Genomic DNA, 18,096 nt, shown 5'->3' on the forward strand with positions numbered 1-18,096 from the left:
CCTAACGATAATCCGACAGATTTGTAGTCCCATTTGACCATCTATCTAAATTGATACGGCCGTTTTAGACTGCTCTCACAGCTATACGAAACTAGCTGTGTAACTGACTACAAAGACCTTGTTGACATTCTCTGCCGATAATTTGTTTCATCAGTCCTGCTGAATACAGGATTCCGAAGTATGGGTAGTTGAATTACAACCAGTCAGCGGGAAGTTCGTCTTCGTGGTCGTCCAACAGTTCCAGCAGTGGCCTGATTTCATCGAATTTTGGTCCCTTCATGACTTCGTGGGTTTCCTTGTTCCACTCAATAAACCCATAGTCGGCCAACTTCGGTAAGTGGACGTGCTGCATCGTAATGAGGCGCTCAACAGCATCTGTTTCGCTGTCAGAATCAGCAATAACGACTGGCGCTTCGTCTTGCGGATTGTGCTCTAACAGCGAAATCAACAGTTTTCGTCGCTGAACGTTAGCCAACGCATCGACCATATCATCAAATGAGATGGCTTCCAACGTTTTCTTCATATTTCTACATAAGTCTGTGCACTGATAACACCCTCTCTATTTATCCCACCTAGACGTTTGATTAACTGAGTAACAATATTTACAAGAAAACAGGATTGGAACGGGGCCTATTTGCTCAATTCGCACATAAACTGAGCGGCTGATTCGTCGAAGAGTAGATGAAAGATACGAAGTCGGTTTGCTAAACTCATCCTCTGTACCTCGCACGCAGGTTCTATCATCTTCAGAGGATTTCAACAGAGCCTAAAAATTCTAGTTGGCTGATTTATACACCCGACTCGGGCCTTTTCCTTCGCTTTTCACCAGGTTATACTGTTCGAGCTTCCGGAGATACTTCCTGACTGTGCGTTTTGATTTTGGCTCTTGGACCTGTTCGGAGTAGTGTGACACGATCTCGTTTGGCATCAACTCCTCGTTCTCGCGTAATATCTCATAGATCGCTAATTGATGATCGTTGAGTCGGTCAAGGCTTTTTTCTCGCAACTCTGCCCGGGCCTTTGGAATCGCTTCATCAATATCCTCTTCTCGAATTTCCTCAACACCTTCCCGTTCGGCTCGACGAGCCGCCGATCGAAGGATACTGATCGCGTCTCGGGCGTTTCCTTGAGAGGCTTTAGCCATTTTGTGGAGCTGTTGATCACTCGTTGCGCCGTCCACCAACCCCCAAGAGACTCGGTCGGAGAGTATCGCGACGAGTTCGTCGTGAGTGTATTTGTCGAATGTAATTGTCTCGCTGCTTCGTAGTCGCGACTGGAGACGTTCGTCGAGCGGCGTAAACAAGTCTCGCTCGTGATTGGTGATCAGAATCATCGTGACCTGGGGTATCGCATACAACCTGCGGAGAAGATCAGGGTCGTCGAGTTGGTCGGCTTCGTCTAACACTATCAGGTACGGCTTCTCGATCTCACCGAGTCGCTGCAAGAGTTCGTCTGTTGGCGTCGACCTATGGATGTCGTATGTTGTTCCGATACTCTCTAGCAGTTTATATAGAATCCGGAAGTCGTTGGGGTGTAGCCAACAGTCGACGTGTGCAGTATGGACATCGAAGACTTGTTCTTTGAGTCGGTCGAGTGTCGCCCGAGCGATACAGGATTTCCCGGCTCCAGATGGCCCGGTCAGCAGTGCATGCTGGGGCTTATCGCCGTCGACGACAGGCTCTAGGGCGCCAGCAAGCTGCGAAATCTCGTTATGGCGGTGGACGATCTCTCGGGGGAGGTGGTCGTCCTGTAACACCCGCGCGTCCTTGATCATACCGTTGGGTACTGAACGCTACCCAAATAAACGGAAGGGTCAACCTTCCGAGTTTCCGAGTATCAGATTTCGAGAAGATGGAAACCCGGAAACCCGGAAGCGTGGCGGTCGAACTTAAGCATCTCTCAGCGACCACTAGATAGTATGAAGACAGCAGCAATCGACATCGAAACAACAGGCTTCAATCCGGATGATGAACTCACAGTTATCGGGATAGACATCCCTGCAGGGTCGCGAGTGTTCCTGAACACTGACGGACGGACGTATTCTGAGACTGTCTCGAAACGAATCGAGACGGATTTCACCAAGTTTGTCAATATCAGTTCTCACAGCTCCGAACGTGAGGCATTAGACGCATTTCGGGCCTTCACTGAACGACGGTTCTCGAAGACAGATTCCGGAGATGAGTACAAATTTGCGGCGTACAACGGGGAGACTTGGAACGGAGGGTTTGATTTACCGTTCATCAGGACTCGTTGCCCGGAACTTGATTTAGACTGGCCGCTTCAGGGGCCGTATATCGACGTGATGGAGGTGATTGGATCGCGATTTAACGTCACTAGTGAAACCCTCGAAACGACATACGAGGAGTTAATCGGTGGGGAATACACTGAACTGGATCCATTCGATGACAGCGAGCAGGCTGTTGTGTGTTGGCGTGACGGTGAGTTTGAACCATTATTGCGACATAATCTCACAGATATTCGCCGAACGCGAGAATTAGCACAAGTGGCCGAGAGATATTGTTCGACATCCCACTTCTCGATGCGAACGCTCGAACCAGTTAATTAATATTCTTTACATATGTCTGACGAACTATTAATAAACACCCCTCCAAATTCGGGCCATGGAACAAGCCGAAGGTCCGATCTCCGAGCGCGTCATTCAGAAAGTAGCGGCTGCGACCAACACATCCACTCTGGAGTTACCACCCTTGTATGATGATGTCGATCCTGACGCATTAGATTCACTCATAAATGAAATGTCTGGAGGAGAAGTCATCTTCATGTATAATGGCCATAAGGTCTCTGTCCAAAGTAACGGCGATATTCATCTAGATGACGGTAGTCAACGTTCTTCTGCAACGAGATATGCAGAATCCGATGATTGATATATACGCCATTTTTGTTAGTTCTGAAAATATATCGCTCCCCAACCGTTGTGCTGAATACTCCGGGTATAGTCAGCATCCCCTACAGCTGACCAGTATTAATCGTCCTGACTATTGAACAAACACTGCTGAATTATGGTTGGAAGCTTTGATCTGCCTTCCAAATTAACAGTCAACAATACAGGGAAAACTGTTATTACAGCTAGTGGCACATGTTATAACATGGCATCCACCAATTCAATAACTGGTTTCACTTCGGATTTCCTCGATGACAATCGCGACCGGGCTCGTGAATTAGTCGACTCGTACTATAATGACGAATTTCTATCAAGTATTGGCGATCCAACTGATGTGATCCTTAGCGAGTTCCCCGCGATCGCCTGGCGAGAACTCTACCTAGGGTGTCTCCCTCCGAACAAGCAAGTATATCTCATCTACGAACGGGGAGAACCGTTTGGACGAGATCGGGATTTGATCGTCGGTCTCAATAAACAAATCAAGGATGAATTCAAACATGCAAAGATTTTCACAAACTATCTCAGTCAATTCGGTGTTGATGTTGATCTGACCACTCATGAAGAAAGCGAGGAGATAATCCAGGCATGTCGGACAATGGTCGACCGCGACGAACCCCACCATATTGCTGCTGGATTCCAGTGTTCGACAGAAATTCGGGCAGCATTCATGGTTCAGAACCTCGCGGAATATATTGAACAAGAGTACCCGAATGTTGCAAACACATTAATGAAACACGTCGTTGCCGATGAGGGCGATCACCTTCACGTCGGTCGGCAGATCATCGAACGGTTTAGTAGTGATGATGAGACAGAGATGATGCAAACTATCACTGATGAAAAGTTCGAGAAAATCGATGCCGCAATGGCTGCCCGTTTTGAGGCAGCAACCAACTGAAGAATCATGCCTGACAAACTCCAGTTTGACGAAAATACAACGATATCGGTCGCCCAACCAGAACAAATTGAGTCAGTTTCTATACAAAATCTTTCATCCATCGCAGAGATAGAACATGAGGACGGTCACGTTACATCATTCGAGATTGATATTTCCAAATTAATAGACCAACTTACGATATACACTTCCACTGAATCGCACCGATACGGTTGGAGACGCAAGTCAGATACTGACTTAAAAAAATAAGTCCCATAGAGTCACTGCTACTGTGACGTCCAATATTTGGCCAATATCGCCTTTTGTTCTGAATACTTGACCCTACTCAAGCGAGATAGTGATATTTTTGATTTGAGTGAAATGTTCGACTGCTTGCTGGCCTTTCTCTCGGCCTATCCCACTCTTCTTGTAGCCGCCGAAAGGAGCCTGTGGAAACGTCGCTGGGTACTCGTTGACCGCGATACTTCCTGCTTCAAGATCACCAGCGACGCGGTGTGCTCGAGCTAGATTATCTGTCCACACCACGCCATATAGTCCATATTTGGTATCGTTCGCCCGTTTTACTGCCTCAGCCTCGTTCTCGAAACGGTATGTCGCCACAACAGGTCCGAACACCTCTTCACAAGAGATTGGTGCATCGTCGGAGACTCCATCTATCAACGTTGGTGCGAAAAAGTGGCCACTCCCCTGAACTTGTTCGCCTCCGGTGTGAACGGTTGCTCCGCTCTTCACCGCTTCAGAAACATATTCCTCGATCCGTTCAACCGCATTCGCTGAGATTACTGGACCGACATCTGGGTCTTCCTCGCCGGGACCAACGGTAAGTCCCTCGGTCCGTTCAATAAGTGCTCGTTGAAACTCACTATAAATATCATCATGTATGTATATTTTAGTTGGTGCAAAACATACCTGCCCAGCCAGCCAGAATGCCTTCGCGAGGTCATCCGCTGCTTTTTCTACGTCAGCGTCTTGGAATACAATAGCAGGATTTTTTCCGCCGAGTTCCGCCGTGACCGGAACGACATTCTCCGCTGCAGATTTCATCACTTTGATTCCACTGTCAACGGAGCCTGTGAATACATATTTAGCGACTCGATTATCTTCGGTGAGTGGTTCCCCGGTTCGCTGGCCTTCACCAGGGACGACATTAAATACGCCGTCCGGAATTCCAGCCATCGAGGCGTACCGAGCTGCTTCAAGAACCGTAATTGGTGCAAGGGGTGACGGTTTGGCAACGACGGTGTTTCCACAGGCTAATGCTGGTGCAATACTCCGTGCGCAGAGTGTTAATGGGGCGTTCCAAGGAATAATGTGGCCAGTTACACCAAGTGGCTCTCGCTGTGTGTAGTCTAACCGATTCCCCGGAACTGGAATGGTTTCACCTTCGATCTTGTCGGTCAAACCAGCGTAGTACTCAAAGTATTTCGCGGCACCCTCTACAAGTTGCAACGCATCTGAGTGTGGTGCCCCATTTTCTACTGTTTTCAACTTCGCTAGACGTTCGTTGTTTTCTCGAAGTATTTCAGCTACTGAACGGAGAAGTTCTCCCCGCTCGGCAGGATCAACGTCAGCCCAGTCCTCTGCAGCAGATTCGGCTGACTTGACTGCGGCAACAACACCTGGGCGCCCAGCTTCGGTGAGGGAAGTGGTAGTTTCGCCAGTCCCTGGATTGGTGACATCGATCTCTCCAATTCCGATGTCAGTGAACTCGCCATTAATGAATGAACCGTAGTGATCAAGCGGTGTGTCCATAGGAAACAATATTCAAGCGCCACCATATAACCTGTGCCGCAATTCTCGTTGATCTCTTCCTTTCTGAGATTCTATCTTCATCCCGTGCAATTTCAGAAATATCGTCACGTGACTGCTATAGAAAATTGCCGTTCAGTACCACAGTCTCAGCGAATATCAATTGAGCAAGGGGGTTGAATCAAGTCAGCATTTTATGGTTGTACAGACTATTGTGAGGGGATTGGATCGCTGATAAACTCATTCTGGCTTTGGAGTTCCCCATCCTCCATAACCCAGTTATTGACAACCATTTGAAAACCTTCGTTATGCCCGTGTTCGCCAAAGTTTATATTGAAGCCATTTGCGCCGTCCAAGTTCAAATCACGGAGAGCAGAGGCAATCTCAGATGGCTCTAATGAATCTGCCTCGTTCATCGCACTAGCGAGTGCATAGTTACAGTCGAAGCCAATAACATGAGGTGCGCTAAGCGTACCATCGATGGACTCTTGAAGGCGTTGAGATAGTGGAGTGGAGAGGTCTGCACCCCAGTGGTAAACATTTTCCAGGTTCTCTCCTAGGGCTGGCCTCAGACCAGTGCTTGCATAGAACAGGTCTCCCATCATTAGCAATTCGTCCGGTAATCCGAGTTCGTGAGCCTGATTAATGAGCGACACACCGCTCCCAGAGGGATACGGGAAGAATAATGCCTCAGTTGTATCGGTATCAATCTGATTCAATTCTGGCTGGAAATTGTCGTTTTCAGGATGGGGGACTAAGAACGTATCATCGATTGTAATACCATAATCAGAAGCATGCTCTTGCAGAGCATTAGCCACGGAACGACCATATGCGTAGTCACCTGTCAGTACAGCCAAATTAGATATATCTTTAGATTCGAGGAACTGTAGTGCCCCGATACTCACTTGTTCATTACTTCCCACCAAGCGGAAGGAGTACTCAGAGTTCTCATCCGTAATCTCGGGTGCACCTGCGACCGGTGCGATATGTGGAACTCCTTCATCTTCAATACGTTCCTTAATTCCAAGCACAACATGACTATTCAGTGTTCCCGTCAACGCCGGAACCCCATCTTCGATGAGCCCTTGTATGAGGCTACGGGCCTCTTCTATCGATCCAGCGGTATCATCTACAGAGATACCCGAAAGGTCTGGATCCATTTCTTCATTAATTATCTGTTCTGAGGTACCTGAGATCTCATCTATTTGCTGGCCCCATTCTGAGACTGGCCCCGTTAGTGATGTCGTTACGCCAATAGAGCGCTCCCAATCTGATTCGCCACCACCAATAGCGCTACATCCTGCAAGTCCTGTGAGAGCGGCTGTACTCGCTGCACCGACAATCTTTATAGTTGTTCGACGGTCAATACTATCAACAGCCTGTCTATTACCATCAACCATGGTATTGCTAAACACAGTCACCCATATAAAGATGGGTGTTATCACGGCTGTTTCTGTGGTCTCAGAAGTTCATGCAGCTTGAAAGTGTGAGTATCGTTTATTGACATAAAAGTGATAAATAAGTATAGATAATAGAAACCTTTTTTCCACCATCGATGGTTCACTCATACCATGGTATTGAATAGCATTCAAAGCAGCCGATCATCGACGACGTGGTTTTCTCGTAACTGTGTCGGAAAAGATCAGACTATAGCGATGTCCCTACCATGACTTGCACTCAAAATTATGCTACTACATACTAACGAATTGACCAAGACATTCGGAGGTATCACCGCTCTCTGGAAACTTTCGATTAAGGTACAAAAAGAGGAGATAACAGGACTAATCGGGCCAAACGGTGCAGGCAAAACCACACTTTTCAACGTTATTACCGGTATGCCCCCGGATGAGGGTCAAGTTATGTTTGGGGAGACAGATATCACCGGCCGATCTGGCCATGAGATCTGTCATCATGGTATCGGACGAACTTTTCAAACACCGCAACCATTCCAACAACTCACTGTAGAAAGAAATCTCCAGTTAGCGCAGCGGTTCGGAACCAAAGAGGACTCTCCAACATACTCTATTGATAACATTCTTGAAACCTTTGACCTTGATGAGCGACGTGATAGCAACCCAGATACACTTCAGCTGATGGAGCGTAAATATCTGGATATCGCCCGAGCACTGATGACAGAACCGGATCTTCTGCTTCTCGACGAAATTATGGCAGGGCTGAATGCTTCGGATAAGAATGAAATGATTGATGTTATCCATGATCTCCATGACCGATACAGTATTGATTTCTTTATTGTTGAGCATGATCTCCGCGTCATGCGGAAGGTTTCAGACCGACTCATCGCGATAAACCAGGGAGAATTGTTAGCATCTGGTAGTCCAGAAACAGTCCTGGATACTGGCTCCGTCAAGGAGGCATATGTTGGATGACAGAACTCCTACGATGTTCAGACTTAGAGGCAGGATATGGCGAGATCAAGGTGATAAAAAACCTGTCAATAGCGCTCAATAGTGGTGAAATTCTCTCGATCATCGGGCCAAACGGTGCAGGAAAGACAACACTAATGAACACGATTATTGGAGTCTTGACTCCCTCCGCTGGAACGATTGAATTTAATGGAACAGAAATCACCAGCCAATCACCATCCGATCGAGTCTCTATGGGACTTACGCTCGTCCCGGAGGAACGACACCTCTTCCGGGATATGTCCGTCCGCGAAAATCTGCTCCTCGGTGCATACACAAAACGCGATGGGAAGCGTGACGAGAGATTGAAACGAGTCTACAATCTGTTTCCTCGGTTGGATGAGCGTCAAGAACAGGATGCAGGAACTCTCAGTGGAGGAGAAGCACAGATGCTCACGATTGGGCGGAGTCTCATGTCTGATCCAGACGTACTACTGCTGGATGAACCCTCACTTGGTCTGGCACCGAAGCTCATCCCCGAGGTCTTCGATCAGATCATGGAAATAAACAACGAAGGAGTATCCGTTATTCTCGTTGAACAGCGCGCCAAAGACGCTCTCAAGATTGCGGATCGAGGTTCGTTACTGGAGAATGGGGAAATCACCCTCAAGGGTTCCGCAGATAGGCTCCTGAATGATGATGCAGTAATTGAGAAGTACCTCGGAGGAGGGAGCTGATATGGTTTTTAATACACTTGGTGCCGCCACCCTTGAGGGATTCATCTTTGGCAGCCTAATTGCCCTAACAGCGGTCGGCCTTACACTCATCTTTGGTATTCTGGAAGTTCCAAATTTCGCCCAGGGAGAGTTCGCAGCGTTAGCGGCCTTCCTAACAATATCTCTGACAGGGATAGGTTCTCCCCTCCTCTTGAGTGTGTTTCTGGCTCTAGCTGCCACATTTGTCGCCGGTGTAGTTATGGAACGGGCAGTTATCTCGCACTTTTACGAACGTGAGCGGTTTTTCCTCCTTTCGTTCTTTGCCACGTTCGCGATCACCCTGCTATTCTCTGATCTATTACGGAATATCTACGGTTCGTCCTTCTACCAGATCGAGACACCTGATTTCCCAATTCTCTTCATTTTTGGGACCTCAATTTCCACACTCAGATTGGCAGCAGCAGGCATCGCTATCTTGGTTCTGGTTGGGCTCTATCTCTTGACGAACCGGACGTATATCGGCATGTCAATGAGAGCGATCGCTAGCAGCGAAGATGGTGCGACACTTGTCGGAATTAATAAAACAAAGATTTCGATGTTCACATTTGGTCTCGGAGCAGTAATAACGGGGGTTACGGGGATTCTCTACGCGATGATTTTTTCAGCTTCATATAACATGGGTTTTGAATTCTCATCGTTTGCGTTCATAATTGTTGTCGTCGGTGGCGTAGGAAGTTTCTATGGCACTATTGCCGCGAGTATTCTTGTCGGATTAATCCAGAGTTACACAGCCTACTTTATTGGGAGTCGTTACCGACTGATCGTGATGTTCGGGATACTTATGCTAATTCTCATCTGGAAGCCTACGGGTTTTCAGGGGAGGGAACTATGAGTAAGCAAAACGAGTCCTTCCTGTCCAGAGTCCCTGTGCGTCTGGGCTATAAAAAGATGGGGATCGCTATTGTCAGCTTAGTACTTGTTGCTCTGCCATTTTTCGTATCGCTCAGCCAGCTCTATCTTATGACTCTGGCACTTGTATTCGGAATCCTTGCGTTTTCCGCTATCATTCCAATCGGCTACGCAGAAGAGTTGATTCTCGCACAGGGGGCATTATTCGGTGTCGGAGCATATACTTATGTGATGACCGTTCAGCGAGGTGTCCCCACTTGGATAGCGCTTGTTCTTGCAATAGCAGGCGGTGCTGTAGCTGCGTACATACTTGGTCGCCCCTCGCTACGAGCTCATGGGATCTATCTTGGAATTATTACGTTGGCGTTCAACGAGATCTTCGTGATCGCACTTGATCTCTATCCTAACATCTTCGGCGGAAGTAAGGGATTTACCGCCCAGAATCTGGCCTTTCCGGAGTTTCTCACAAATGCAATTCCTATTGAGGGGGTATACTACTACCTGATCTTAATCGTGTATGCGGGTGTGCTCGTTCTTATGTCACGATCTCTCTCTGGAGACTTTGGCGGAACGCTATTCGCCCTTCAAGAGAACGAAGAGGTGGCTGGTTCCATCGGTATTAATGTTTTCCGCTACCGGCTTTACACGTTCGTCATCACCGGTGCTCTCTGCGGACTTGCTGGCGGTCTATATGCACCGCTAAATGGCTATATTGCACCGACAATGTTTGACCTCTCAGCAACGGTCGATATCATTCTCGCCGGTGTTGTTGGCGGGATTACGATCCCTGCAGGGAGTTTTATTGGTGGGTTATTTGTCACATTTCCCCCGGAATACCTCCGATTCATCTCGGACATTCGCCTGTTCGTATACGGAACGGCGCTGTTGGTGTTACTGATCTATCTCCCCGAGGGACTAGGTGGCTGGCTTCGGAACCGATTCTAACTCGACCGAACTCACTGTTTTCTGGCTGTTAATTGAATAGACAAGGAAGATGACGTATCTGAACTTCCCCATTCGATCAACAATACATATTTATGAAAGTCGACTTTCACTCCTCCTTGGATTTATGGTTTAGTGCTCTGATTCTCCATGAGTGAACGCTCAACACACCACATACGACTACATTATTGTCGGAGCAGGTACAGCAGGCTGTACGTTGGCCAATCGGCTTTCCGCTGATCCCAATAACCAAGTTCTCGTTCTGGAGGCGGGTCGACCGGACGACGATGAACGTATCTCTGACCCAACTGCATATACGGAACTGTTCAAAACAGACCGCGACTGGGAGTACTACACCGAACCCCAAGAGGAACTCAACGGGCGTCGAATCTACTGGCCCCGAGGCAAGACTCTGGGCGGTACCAGTTCGATCAACGCGATGATCTATCTCCGTGGACATCCATATGATTACAACCACTGGGCGTCAGTCGGAAACGACGGTTGGGAATGGGACACGGTTCTTCAGTATTTCAAGCAGGTTGAAAATACAGAAGCAGGGGATCCTGCGTATCGAGGGCAGAACGGACAACTCAATATCACTCGTTCGGATTCCCCTCATGAATTGGCTGAGACGTTTGTCGAGGCGGGTTCCTCTGTGGGTCTTCCCCATCTAGACGATTTTAATGGACTCACACAAGAGGGGGTTAGCATCTTTGAGATGACTAAGAAGGATGGGCAGCGACATAGCGCAGCAGATGCCTATCTGAAACCGGTGCTGGATCGGCCGAATCTTGACGTTAAGACCAGTGCTGAAGTAACCCAAATTCAGTTTACCGGGACACAGGCTAGAGGTTTGACCTACCAGCAGGACGGGACGACCCACCAAGTAGATGCAACCTCGGAAGTGATAATCTGTGGTGGAGCAATAAACTCACCACAGTTGCTTATGCTGTCTGGAGTTGGGCCTGCCGATCACCTACGTGAGCACGACATCGAAATCGTCACTGATAGTCCTGGAGTTGGACGAAATCTCCACGATCATGTCCTCATGTGGTTGAATTACGAGTTAGATGAGTCCTCAGACCTCTATAGTCGTTCCTCGACACGAGCCATGTCTGAGGCAGGAGCCTGTGTTAGAAGTGATCCGGATCTCCCCGCACCCGATCTGTTAATTACTGTCGCTCCGGGCTACCGAGAGGTGCCGAGCCAATCTACCCCCGAAGGGGATGGATTTGCTATTGCTGTTGCCCTTCTCCGTCCGAAGAGCCGTGGACGGATCACTCTGCAATCGACGGATCGATCAGATAATCCTGTAATTGAGCCAAATTATTTTAACCATGAGAAAGATTTCGAAGCGATGGTAGAAGGTGTGAGACAAAGCCTCGAGATCGTTGAGGCTAACCCCCTCTCAAACCATCGTGGCACAGAACTTGCGTCATGGTCTCCTAGCCCCTCTGATGAAGCGATTACCAAGTATATTCGGGCAAACGCTGGTACATTCTGGCACCCCGTTGGAACCTGTAAAATGGGCACTGATTCGATGGCTGTTGTCGACGAGCAACTCCACGTCCGAGGCGTCGAGAATCTCCGTGTTGTTGACGCTTCGATCATGCCAACGATTATTGGTGGTGCTCCGAACGCACCCACGTTCATGATCGCTGAGAAGGCAGCAGATGCAATCCTTTCAGCTAATTAGGAACCCAGGGAGTTATCCGATTATCCTTAGAGTTACACGCTCACCCACTCAGAGTATGGGCCCATGGCTGTTTACGCTCGAACGTAGCACTAGCGGCAAGGACATCGTCATCAGCGAAGCGCTGCCCTACGATCTGAAGTCCAACTGGTAGCCCATCATCTGTGATTCCTGCTGGCACCGATGCAGCTGGGTGACCAGTGAGATTGAATGGTGAAGTAAGAACCCAGCCATGATGGGGGTCTATCTCAACACCGTCAACTTCTGAAGGGCCGTGTGTGTCGTGTGGAAATGGGGGTACGGTTGCAGTCGGTGTGAGAAGGAGGTCATACTCATTAAAGAGACTCTCAAATGTCCTCAGAACGTCCGTCCGTACAGCGTCAGTTCGCTTATACTCGACAGCACGGGTTTGCTGTCCTGATTCAATTCGATTGACCACATTAACAGGGAGGTCCTTTTTGTGATCAAGTAAGTCCACGCCGTAGTTATCTTGCAACATCTCTGCTAGGTCAGCATAGAAAACTTCTAGTGCTACCTTCATAGATTGCTGGATAGCATCCCACGAGTTCGAGAAGTCTGGCGTTATGGGTGACACCGTTGCTCCGGTGGTCGAAAACACTTCGACAGCCTGGGTAAACGCTTCACGTACTTCTGGATCTACTGGAAGTTCCCCGAAGTCCGCTGTGTAACCTATATTGAATCCACTAATTTCGCGGTCGATCACCTCCCGATAGTTGATCTCGTCGTCAGGAGTGCTAAATGGGTCACCTGGATGCGGTCCGGACATCACGTCCATGGCGAGGGCTGCGTCCTCAACTGTCCGAGTGAGTGGGCCACTGGAGAGAAATGGAGTGTGAGTGGCAAATGCATTTGATGGAAAAACCTGAGGTACCCGTCCATATGATGGCTTGAGTCCAAACACACCACAGAATGCCGCTGGAATGCGAACCGAACCTGCAATATCCGATCCTTGCGCAATTCCTGTGAGACCAGCGGCAACTGCCGCTGCACTTCCACCCGATGAGCCGCCAGAGGTTCGAGTTTCGTCGAAGGGTGTTACGGTCGTGCCGACGTTATCAAGCATGTTGTCTGTCGTCCCTTTATGTCCGAATTCAGGTGTGTTCGTCTTTCCTATGACAATTGCTCCTGCTTGTTCAAGTCGGTCGACAAGGACTGCATTCGACTCAGCCACATTTCCAGAGAACGGTTTCGCTCCAAATGTGTGTCTTTCATTCTCGACGAACGCATAGAGATCTTTCACAGCAACTGGAACTCCATGCAGTGGGCCGATGTCTCTCTTTGAATCAAGAGCGCGCTCGCGCTCCTTTGCTTTCTGTATTGCATTATCTTCTAGAACGGTGATGTATGCATTAAGTGTATTATTATACTCTCTGATTCGCTCGAGATATGTTTGGACTACATCAACAGGGGAAAGTGAACCACGACGGATTTGGTCTGAAAGTTCCGAAACGGATGTGAATGTGTCGACAGTCATAATATAACCGGATTGACTATGGACTTATATAGGTGTGGTGGCTGAATTCAATCTTGTCCGTACTTATATTGCTTTCGTTGATTATCTGTACTGCAATCTCTGTGAGTGCGCGCTCCGTCTCGGTCACAGACTATCGGGGAAATTTGGGTAATTGTATAAATATTACTGAATAGACAACGTATATCCGCCACCTAATTAGCCAAAAACTTCCGCTGAAATGACCCGGGCCGTGCAATACTGAAATTCAAGACGATGCGTGACAAATACTCACGCAGTATGGCCGAGTCCGGTGGGACGACCAAAGAACAAATTAACATCTTCAAGATCGACGAAATCTACCTCTTCAAACACTACTTTGAGGGCGTGGACGTCTTCGGCCGACTGAAACCGTTTTATAACCACAGTCAGTATCGGTTCGAGGTTCCCACCGATGAGTTCGAGGAACTCCGTTCGTTTTTAACCGACCACGGGTACGACCTGGTTGTCGTTGAGCCAATTGCAAAGTTTGTCGTTGTCGTCGAAAAATACACCGCACACCCCGAGAACATCTTCAAAGATTCGGTGATACAACGGAGCGCCAACGGCTATAATTGCTTTCTTCTCACTGACCAGTACGCCGTCGCTGAGGCTGTCTCCGAAGGAGCGACACGACTCTCTGACACCGATCTTCAAAACCCGTTTCGGTAAGGCCAACGGGGCCGATTTAAAGCGCACTCATTTGGGATAGACTGACTCCTTACAACGGGGGCATTCGGCAAGAAATCGGGGCCACCCACCTGCTGTCTTGTACTTGATCACGAGATTTGCAGACGGAATCGGTATGTTACAGTCCGGGCACACACCAAGAATCGGCTCATCTGCCCCGATTTTTCTATCCCTCAGCATACATAACTAGACAGAACTCTGCTAGATAGTTACTTACCGCCTTCTCTTCTTCCAGAGGCTTTCAAACTAATGCGTCACTAATTCCCGATCTCGATAGTCGTTGTGCCGCCTCTTTTCAGTTACTGGGGTTTCCACAGAGTTGATCGCAGGTTTCAATAGCGATTTGCTTTCTGGTTCTCAATCGACTGCGTAGCTGCAGTTAATCCAACCTGCCACTGCTTCTACACGGCTAATATTTATCTCTATTGATAATATAGCGTTACTGTTTTGGTCTAGTGTTGTCACTCCCCGATATGGGAGACAGTTCGTATGAACAGGGAGCGACGATTTCTACTGATGGGATAACAATCCACCAGCTGTATACAAGTGATGAATTCGAGGTTCCCTCTGTCGTCCTCAAACTTGTTTCTAATCGCCAAGAACCGGTACGTGTCACGCTTACAGTCCCAGACATCGATGTAGAGCGCATCGGGTTTCATCCCGACTTCGGTCAGGACGCATGGACACTTCATTCTGACAAACTCGAATTCGAAGCGGAGCTGGAACCGGACACAGATTTGACCACACTCTATGCTGTCGATTCTCCGGATAAATCGATGATCAGCCGGGCGATACGTGAATTAGAAATTACCGAAATCACTCCCCTTGATACTCCTGAGAATCAGTCAGACCTTGGCGCTGCGAAAGAGGTGAGTGTTGCTGAGGGAACGGATAACACCGATCCGTTAGCAGAGGATGTCTTCGTAGACATCAGGAACTCAGACCCCCAAGATATCGAAAACGAAGATGTTGTCGCAGACGACACTAGCGACACTGGGGACAGCCCTGACGATATCCTAATCGATACAGACGATTTCGATACCGACATCGAGCCGGGGTCATCACTGACAGACGATCCCGACTCTTCAACTGACTCAGCCCAGACCAACGATGATGGCGCAACGCAAACTAACGAAACTTCCGATGAGGACCCGGCAAAACACCCATTCAGCGAGGACACGATGAATCGCGACACTGACACCATCGAGCTAGCATCTCTTTCAACCGAAGTATTGATCGAGGAATTAGACCACCGAATCGAAGTTGACAATCTCTCCGAAGAGCATCGTCAGCGACTTGCGTCGTTGAGTACCGGAGTGAGCGCTAACGAACAGGCTCATGATGCCAAAATCTCTCATCTTCAATCCCGGATGAGTGATATTGAGGCATACCACCAATCTATGGAGGAGGTCTTCGACGAGCACGGTGATCCCGCTACAATCTTCGGTGACTTCGAAGAACGCGTCGAAGAATTGGAGGCAGAACTTGACGACATGAAAGACCAGGTCGAATCCACGCCAGATTGGGACGACACAGTCGAACCACGCCTCCAATCTGTCGAACAGGAAGTTGAGGAACAATCGGAGGATCTGGATGACGTCGACGAACAGGTCGAGGATCTTCAATCAGAGCTCAACGATCTCCAGCGTTGGCGGAAGAAGGTGACTGGTGGACTCAAAACGTTCATGGAGGACTAACATGCGGGCCAGAGATACCCCGTAATCGAACGATGACAGAGACAACACAGAGCGACAAGGATGTTGATGCTCTTGACTACCAGGTAACGGTCTATCAGTTGGATACGTATCTGGCGGTCAAATTCACGTTTTCAAATCAGGGGGACGGGACAATTACAGTCGACTACCTCCAGAACGTGCCCGAGGATCTATCTAACTCACAGGTCAGTTTCTCAGAGAAATATATGGATGAGTCCTGGGAATTGCAAGCTTCATCAGTAGCGTTCTGTACAGACCTTGAAAGTGGAGAGCAAGTCGAGACGGTATACGGAATTCGTGGCGTTGATATTCCGGATCTTCTGGATCTCATCTCCACAGGGTCGGTTATTGCTACTCAGGGAGGACGTGTCCTTAGCACGTCGACTGACCTTGATCCGGAAATTCAGGTAGAAGACAACGATGAGACATCTGACCCTGAGACTAACGGAACGTCTGCTGTCTCCGAAACCGGGGCGGAATCTGAGGATAATTTACAGGGAGACGAAACTTCAACCACTGAATCGACTACAGCCACTGCGGCGTCTACTCCGAACGGAGAACAGACCACAGACGACGTCCAGCCGGAAGAATCCGCAGACTCTGACTCGGAATCCACAGACAGAACGACACCAGATGCTGGGTCGACGGATCGATCAAACGGAGCGACGGAGACTTCTGATGAATCACTCATCGAAGACGAGCGTCCTCCTGCATTACCTGCAAACCGCTCGGACTATATTCTTGAAGATGTCCGAGAGGAAATTGAGTCTTCTTCCGAATTTGAATGGGTCGATCTCGAGGGGGAGCAAACCGGGGGCTCTGAGAACGCGAACGAGACTGGTGGTGTTCTCAGTTGGGCCCGCTCGTATCTCCCCTTCTAGCTGTTCGTTTTGCCAACTGGAGAGCAATCTCTGACTGACACTCAGAAGCTAACCGGAAACACCGACCTCGCCGCGATATCTACTGGACGGGAGGGGTGTAATCCCGCGGTCAATAGCTATCTCGGAAGCTTGGAACCCTCGCTCCGCTGCTTATCCGATAGGTCCTCGATCGATCACATATGTCAAAGAACTCGTCAACCAACGACACTCCCGCGCAAGAATCCACGGGGCTTCCGACACGGGATGCAGATGACAATCGCGATCTACTCCGTCGGAGGAAGTCAGTAAGCCACGAGAACCTTCTCCCATCGCTGGACGAGGGAATCACGCTGCTTGATATTGAAGCAGGCCGCGGCGTGCCGGTTCTCCAGTCGGTTGTTCTCGACCACCTCCTCCAACACGATGGGGATGCGTTTTGGGTTGATACAAATGGCCACGCGACCACGACACAACTTGCACGTATCGCGCCTAGTAGACGTCTCATCGACCGGATACACGTTGCCCGAGGCTTCACCCCGTACCAACACTACGGCGCTGTCTGCAACCTCTCGTCAGTGATTAATGAAGCGCTCCGAGACGCTGTCTCCAACGACACAGACCCCTCCCAGGTGTACGGGCGCAACGCCACGAGTCAACGAAATCCACCCTCTTTACTCGTTATCCCGGAACTTGACGCCCACTATCGCGATGCCGATACGCTCGGGGACACCCACGCCCAGACGCTTCAAGCGCGTGTCCTTGCACGGCTCGCGACGTATGCAAACGGGTACGATCTCCCGGTGCTTGTGACTCGGACTGATAAAGACGAATTCACAGCATCGCTCGCAACCGCTGCAGACCATCACCTCACGTGCGAACGCACGCCTATGGGCCCGCGGTTCGTCGGCGAGGAGTTCGAGACACTCGTCTACCCAGTCGAGAGTGGATACTACCAAACAACGTTCGCGTATTGGCAGCAGGTACTCGGGATTCGAGCTCGCCAGGTTGGTCTTGAATCGCCAGACAACACTCAGTCGATGTCCAGTACGACCAACGTTGGGACGGGTGTGACATCCGATGGCTCATCGGCGAACCTCACCGCGAACCCCCTGCTTGATGCCTGGGATGGGTCAGCGAGTGCAGCCGGGTGGTAAC

General features: G+C 49.2%; 18 protein-coding genes. 12 read left to right on the forward strand and 6 right to left on the reverse strand.

Features of this window, described 5'->3' with window-relative positions; all coding sequences use genetic code 11:
• Positions 1 to 193 precede the first annotated feature (193 nt).
• Together ACMGFL_RS15700 and ACMGFL_RS15705 are read right to left on the reverse strand one after the other, a co-directional pair.
• On the reverse strand, positions 194 to 523 hold the full coding sequence (locus ACMGFL_RS15700; RefSeq protein ID WP_436936534.1) for a hypothetical protein: 330 nt from the start codon (positions 521 to 523) through the stop codon (positions 194 to 196).
• Positions 524 to 775: 252 nt separating this feature from the next.
• The gene (locus ACMGFL_RS15705; protein WP_436936535.1) at positions 776 to 1,774 is read right to left on the reverse strand and encodes a Cdc6/Cdc18 family protein; all 999 of its coding nucleotides are present in this window, start codon (positions 1,772 to 1,774) and stop codon (positions 776 to 778) included.
• Between the two features lie 144 nt (positions 1,775 to 1,918).
• Here ACMGFL_RS15705 and ACMGFL_RS15710 point away from each other — a divergent pair, with 144 nt between their 5' ends.
• The 3 genes from ACMGFL_RS15710 to ACMGFL_RS15720 all read left to right on the forward strand — a co-directional run bounded on the left by ACMGFL_RS15710 (position 1,919) and on the right by ACMGFL_RS15720 (position 3,797).
• Positions 1,919 to 2,566 carry a hypothetical protein gene (locus ACMGFL_RS15710; RefSeq protein ID WP_436936536.1) on the forward strand — a complete coding sequence of 216 codons (648 nt, stop codon included), beginning with the start codon at positions 1,919 to 1,921 and terminating at the stop codon, positions 2,564 to 2,566.
• Positions 2,567 to 2,621: 55 nt separating this feature from the next.
• A complete protein-coding gene (locus tag ACMGFL_RS15715) occupies positions 2,622 to 2,885 on the forward strand; it encodes a HalOD1 output domain-containing protein (RefSeq protein ID WP_436936537.1) in 264 nt (87 codons plus the stop codon).
• Positions 2,886 to 3,107: 222 nt separating this feature from the next.
• Positions 3,108 to 3,797, forward strand: coding sequence for a DUF3050 domain-containing protein (locus ACMGFL_RS15720; RefSeq protein WP_436936538.1), 690 nt, complete (start codon positions 3,108 to 3,110; stop codon positions 3,795 to 3,797).
• A 318-nt stretch (positions 3,798 to 4,115) separates the two neighbouring features.
• Here the strand turns inward: ACMGFL_RS15720 and ACMGFL_RS15725 are convergent, their stop codons facing one another.
• Positions 4,116 to 5,546 carry an aldehyde dehydrogenase family protein gene (locus tag ACMGFL_RS15725; protein ID WP_436936539.1) on the reverse strand — a complete coding sequence of 477 codons (1,431 nt, stop codon included), beginning with the start codon at positions 5,544 to 5,546 and terminating at the stop codon, positions 4,116 to 4,118.
• A gap of 206 nt (positions 5,547 to 5,752) precedes the next feature.
• Entirely contained in the window at positions 5,753 to 6,943 is a 1,191-nt protein-coding gene (locus ACMGFL_RS15730) for an ABC transporter substrate-binding protein (RefSeq protein ID WP_436936540.1), read from the reverse strand.
• A gap of 306 nt (positions 6,944 to 7,249) precedes the next feature.
• Here ACMGFL_RS15730 and ACMGFL_RS15735 point away from each other — a divergent pair, with 306 nt between their 5' ends.
• From ACMGFL_RS15735 to ACMGFL_RS15755, 5 genes are all read left to right on the forward strand, one after another.
• On the forward strand, positions 7,250 to 7,930 hold the full coding sequence (locus tag ACMGFL_RS15735) for an ABC transporter ATP-binding protein (RefSeq protein ID WP_436936541.1): 681 nt from the start codon (positions 7,250 to 7,252) through the stop codon (positions 7,928 to 7,930).
• Positions 7,927 to 8,643, forward strand: a complete 717-nt coding sequence (locus ACMGFL_RS15740; protein WP_436936542.1) for an ABC transporter ATP-binding protein — start codon at positions 7,927 to 7,929, stop codon at positions 8,641 to 8,643. The genes ACMGFL_RS15735 and ACMGFL_RS15740 overlap by 4 nt, the downstream gene beginning before the upstream one ends.
• 1 nt (position 8,644) lies before the next feature.
• The gene (locus tag ACMGFL_RS15745) at positions 8,645 to 9,514 is read left to right on the forward strand and encodes a branched-chain amino acid ABC transporter permease (RefSeq protein ID WP_436936543.1); all 870 of its coding nucleotides are present in this window, start codon (positions 8,645 to 8,647) and stop codon (positions 9,512 to 9,514) included.
• Positions 9,511 to 10,476: a branched-chain amino acid ABC transporter permease gene (locus ACMGFL_RS15750; RefSeq protein ID WP_436936544.1), complete on the forward strand. Its 966-nt coding sequence runs from the start codon at positions 9,511 to 9,513 to the stop codon at positions 10,474 to 10,476. The genes ACMGFL_RS15745 and ACMGFL_RS15750 overlap by 4 nt, the downstream gene beginning before the upstream one ends.
• Before the next feature lie 151 nt (positions 10,477 to 10,627).
• The gene (locus ACMGFL_RS15755) at positions 10,628 to 12,169 is read left to right on the forward strand and encodes a GMC family oxidoreductase (protein ID WP_436936545.1); all 1,542 of its coding nucleotides are present in this window, start codon (positions 10,628 to 10,630) and stop codon (positions 12,167 to 12,169) included.
• A gap of 40 nt (positions 12,170 to 12,209) precedes the next feature.
• Here the strand turns inward: ACMGFL_RS15755 and ACMGFL_RS15760 are convergent, their stop codons facing one another.
• Positions 12,210 to 13,661: an amidase gene (locus tag ACMGFL_RS15760; protein ID WP_436936546.1), complete on the reverse strand. Its 1,452-nt coding sequence runs from the start codon at positions 13,659 to 13,661 to the stop codon at positions 12,210 to 12,212.
• Positions 13,662 to 13,937: 276 nt separating this feature from the next.
• Here ACMGFL_RS15760 and ACMGFL_RS15765 point away from each other — a divergent pair, with 276 nt between their 5' ends.
• A complete protein-coding gene (locus ACMGFL_RS15765) occupies positions 13,938 to 14,348 on the forward strand; it encodes a hypothetical protein (protein WP_436936547.1) in 411 nt (136 codons plus the stop codon).
• Between the two features lie 27 nt (positions 14,349 to 14,375).
• Here the strand turns inward: ACMGFL_RS15765 and ACMGFL_RS15770 are convergent, their stop codons facing one another.
• Positions 14,376 to 14,546: a DUF7837 family putative zinc-binding protein gene (locus tag ACMGFL_RS15770; RefSeq protein WP_436936548.1), complete on the reverse strand. Its 171-nt coding sequence runs from the start codon at positions 14,544 to 14,546 to the stop codon at positions 14,376 to 14,378.
• Positions 14,547 to 14,839: 293 nt separating this feature from the next.
• Here ACMGFL_RS15770 and ACMGFL_RS15775 point away from each other — a divergent pair, with 293 nt between their 5' ends.
• The 3 genes from ACMGFL_RS15775 to ACMGFL_RS15785 all read left to right on the forward strand — a co-directional run bounded on the left by ACMGFL_RS15775 (position 14,840) and on the right by ACMGFL_RS15785 (position 18,095).
• Complete coding sequence (locus ACMGFL_RS15775; protein ID WP_436936549.1) at positions 14,840 to 16,063, forward strand: hypothetical protein; 1,224 nt, start codon at positions 14,840 to 14,842, stop codon at positions 16,061 to 16,063.
• A 32-nt stretch (positions 16,064 to 16,095) separates the two neighbouring features.
• On the forward strand, positions 16,096 to 16,962 hold the full coding sequence (locus tag ACMGFL_RS15780) for a hypothetical protein (protein ID WP_436936550.1): 867 nt from the start codon (positions 16,096 to 16,098) through the stop codon (positions 16,960 to 16,962).
• Positions 16,963 to 17,141: 179 nt separating this feature from the next.
• Positions 17,142 to 18,095 carry a P-loop NTPase family protein gene (locus ACMGFL_RS15785; protein WP_436936551.1) on the forward strand — a complete coding sequence of 318 codons (954 nt, stop codon included), beginning with the start codon at positions 17,142 to 17,144 and terminating at the stop codon, positions 18,093 to 18,095.
• The last annotated feature ends 1 nt before the right edge of the window (position 18,096 follow it).

Origin of the sequence: Halovenus marina, assembly GCF_051414115.1 — an archaeon.
Taxonomy (GTDB): Archaea; Halobacteriota; Halobacteria; order Halobacteriales; family Haloarculaceae; genus Halovenus; species Halovenus marina.

What these genes read in the sequence shown, in the direction of transcription:
- ACMGFL_RS15705 (WP_436936535.1), bottom strand. Translation starts at nt 1,774, where the DNA reads ATGATCAAGGACGCGCGGGTGTTACAGGACGACCACCTCCCCCGAGAG.
- ACMGFL_RS15720 (WP_436936538.1), top strand. Translation starts at nt 3,108, where the DNA reads ATGGCATCCACCAATTCAATAACTGGTTTCACTTCGGATTTCCTCGAT.
- ACMGFL_RS15700 (WP_436936534.1), bottom strand. Translation starts at nt 523, where the DNA reads ATGAAGAAAACGTTGGAAGCCATCTCATTTGATGATATGGTCGATGCG.
- ACMGFL_RS15780 (WP_436936550.1), top strand. Translation starts at nt 16,096, where the DNA reads ATGACAGAGACAACACAGAGCGACAAGGATGTTGATGCTCTTGACTAC.
- ACMGFL_RS15730 (WP_436936540.1), bottom strand. Translation starts at nt 6,943, where the DNA reads ATGGTTGATGGTAATAGACAGGCTGTTGATAGTATTGACCGTCGAACA.
- ACMGFL_RS15770 (WP_436936548.1), bottom strand. Translation starts at nt 14,546, where the DNA reads ATGCTGAGGGATAGAAAAATCGGGGCAGATGAGCCGATTCTTGGTGTG.
- ACMGFL_RS15725 (WP_436936539.1), bottom strand. Translation starts at nt 5,546, where the DNA reads ATGGACACACCGCTTGATCACTACGGTTCATTCATTAATGGCGAGTTC.
- ACMGFL_RS15785 (WP_436936551.1), top strand. Translation starts at nt 17,142, where the DNA reads ATGTCAAAGAACTCGTCAACCAACGACACTCCCGCGCAAGAATCCACG.
- ACMGFL_RS15765 (WP_436936547.1), top strand. Translation starts at nt 13,938, where the DNA reads ATGGCCGAGTCCGGTGGGACGACCAAAGAACAAATTAACATCTTCAAG.
- ACMGFL_RS15710 (WP_436936536.1), top strand. Translation starts at nt 1,919, where the DNA reads ATGAAGACAGCAGCAATCGACATCGAAACAACAGGCTTCAATCCGGAT.
- ACMGFL_RS15760 (WP_436936546.1), bottom strand. Translation starts at nt 13,661, where the DNA reads ATGACTGTCGACACATTCACATCCGTTTCGGAACTTTCAGACCAAATC.
- ACMGFL_RS15775 (WP_436936549.1), top strand. Translation starts at nt 14,840, where the DNA reads ATGGGAGACAGTTCGTATGAACAGGGAGCGACGATTTCTACTGATGGG.
- ACMGFL_RS15715 (WP_436936537.1), top strand. Translation starts at nt 2,622, where the DNA reads ATGGAACAAGCCGAAGGTCCGATCTCCGAGCGCGTCATTCAGAAAGTA.
- ACMGFL_RS15750 (WP_436936544.1), top strand. Translation starts at nt 9,511, where the DNA reads ATGAGTAAGCAAAACGAGTCCTTCCTGTCCAGAGTCCCTGTGCGTCTG.
- ACMGFL_RS15740 (WP_436936542.1), top strand. Translation starts at nt 7,927, where the DNA reads ATGACAGAACTCCTACGATGTTCAGACTTAGAGGCAGGATATGGCGAG.
- ACMGFL_RS15745 (WP_436936543.1), top strand. Translation starts at nt 8,645, where the DNA reads ATGGTTTTTAATACACTTGGTGCCGCCACCCTTGAGGGATTCATCTTT.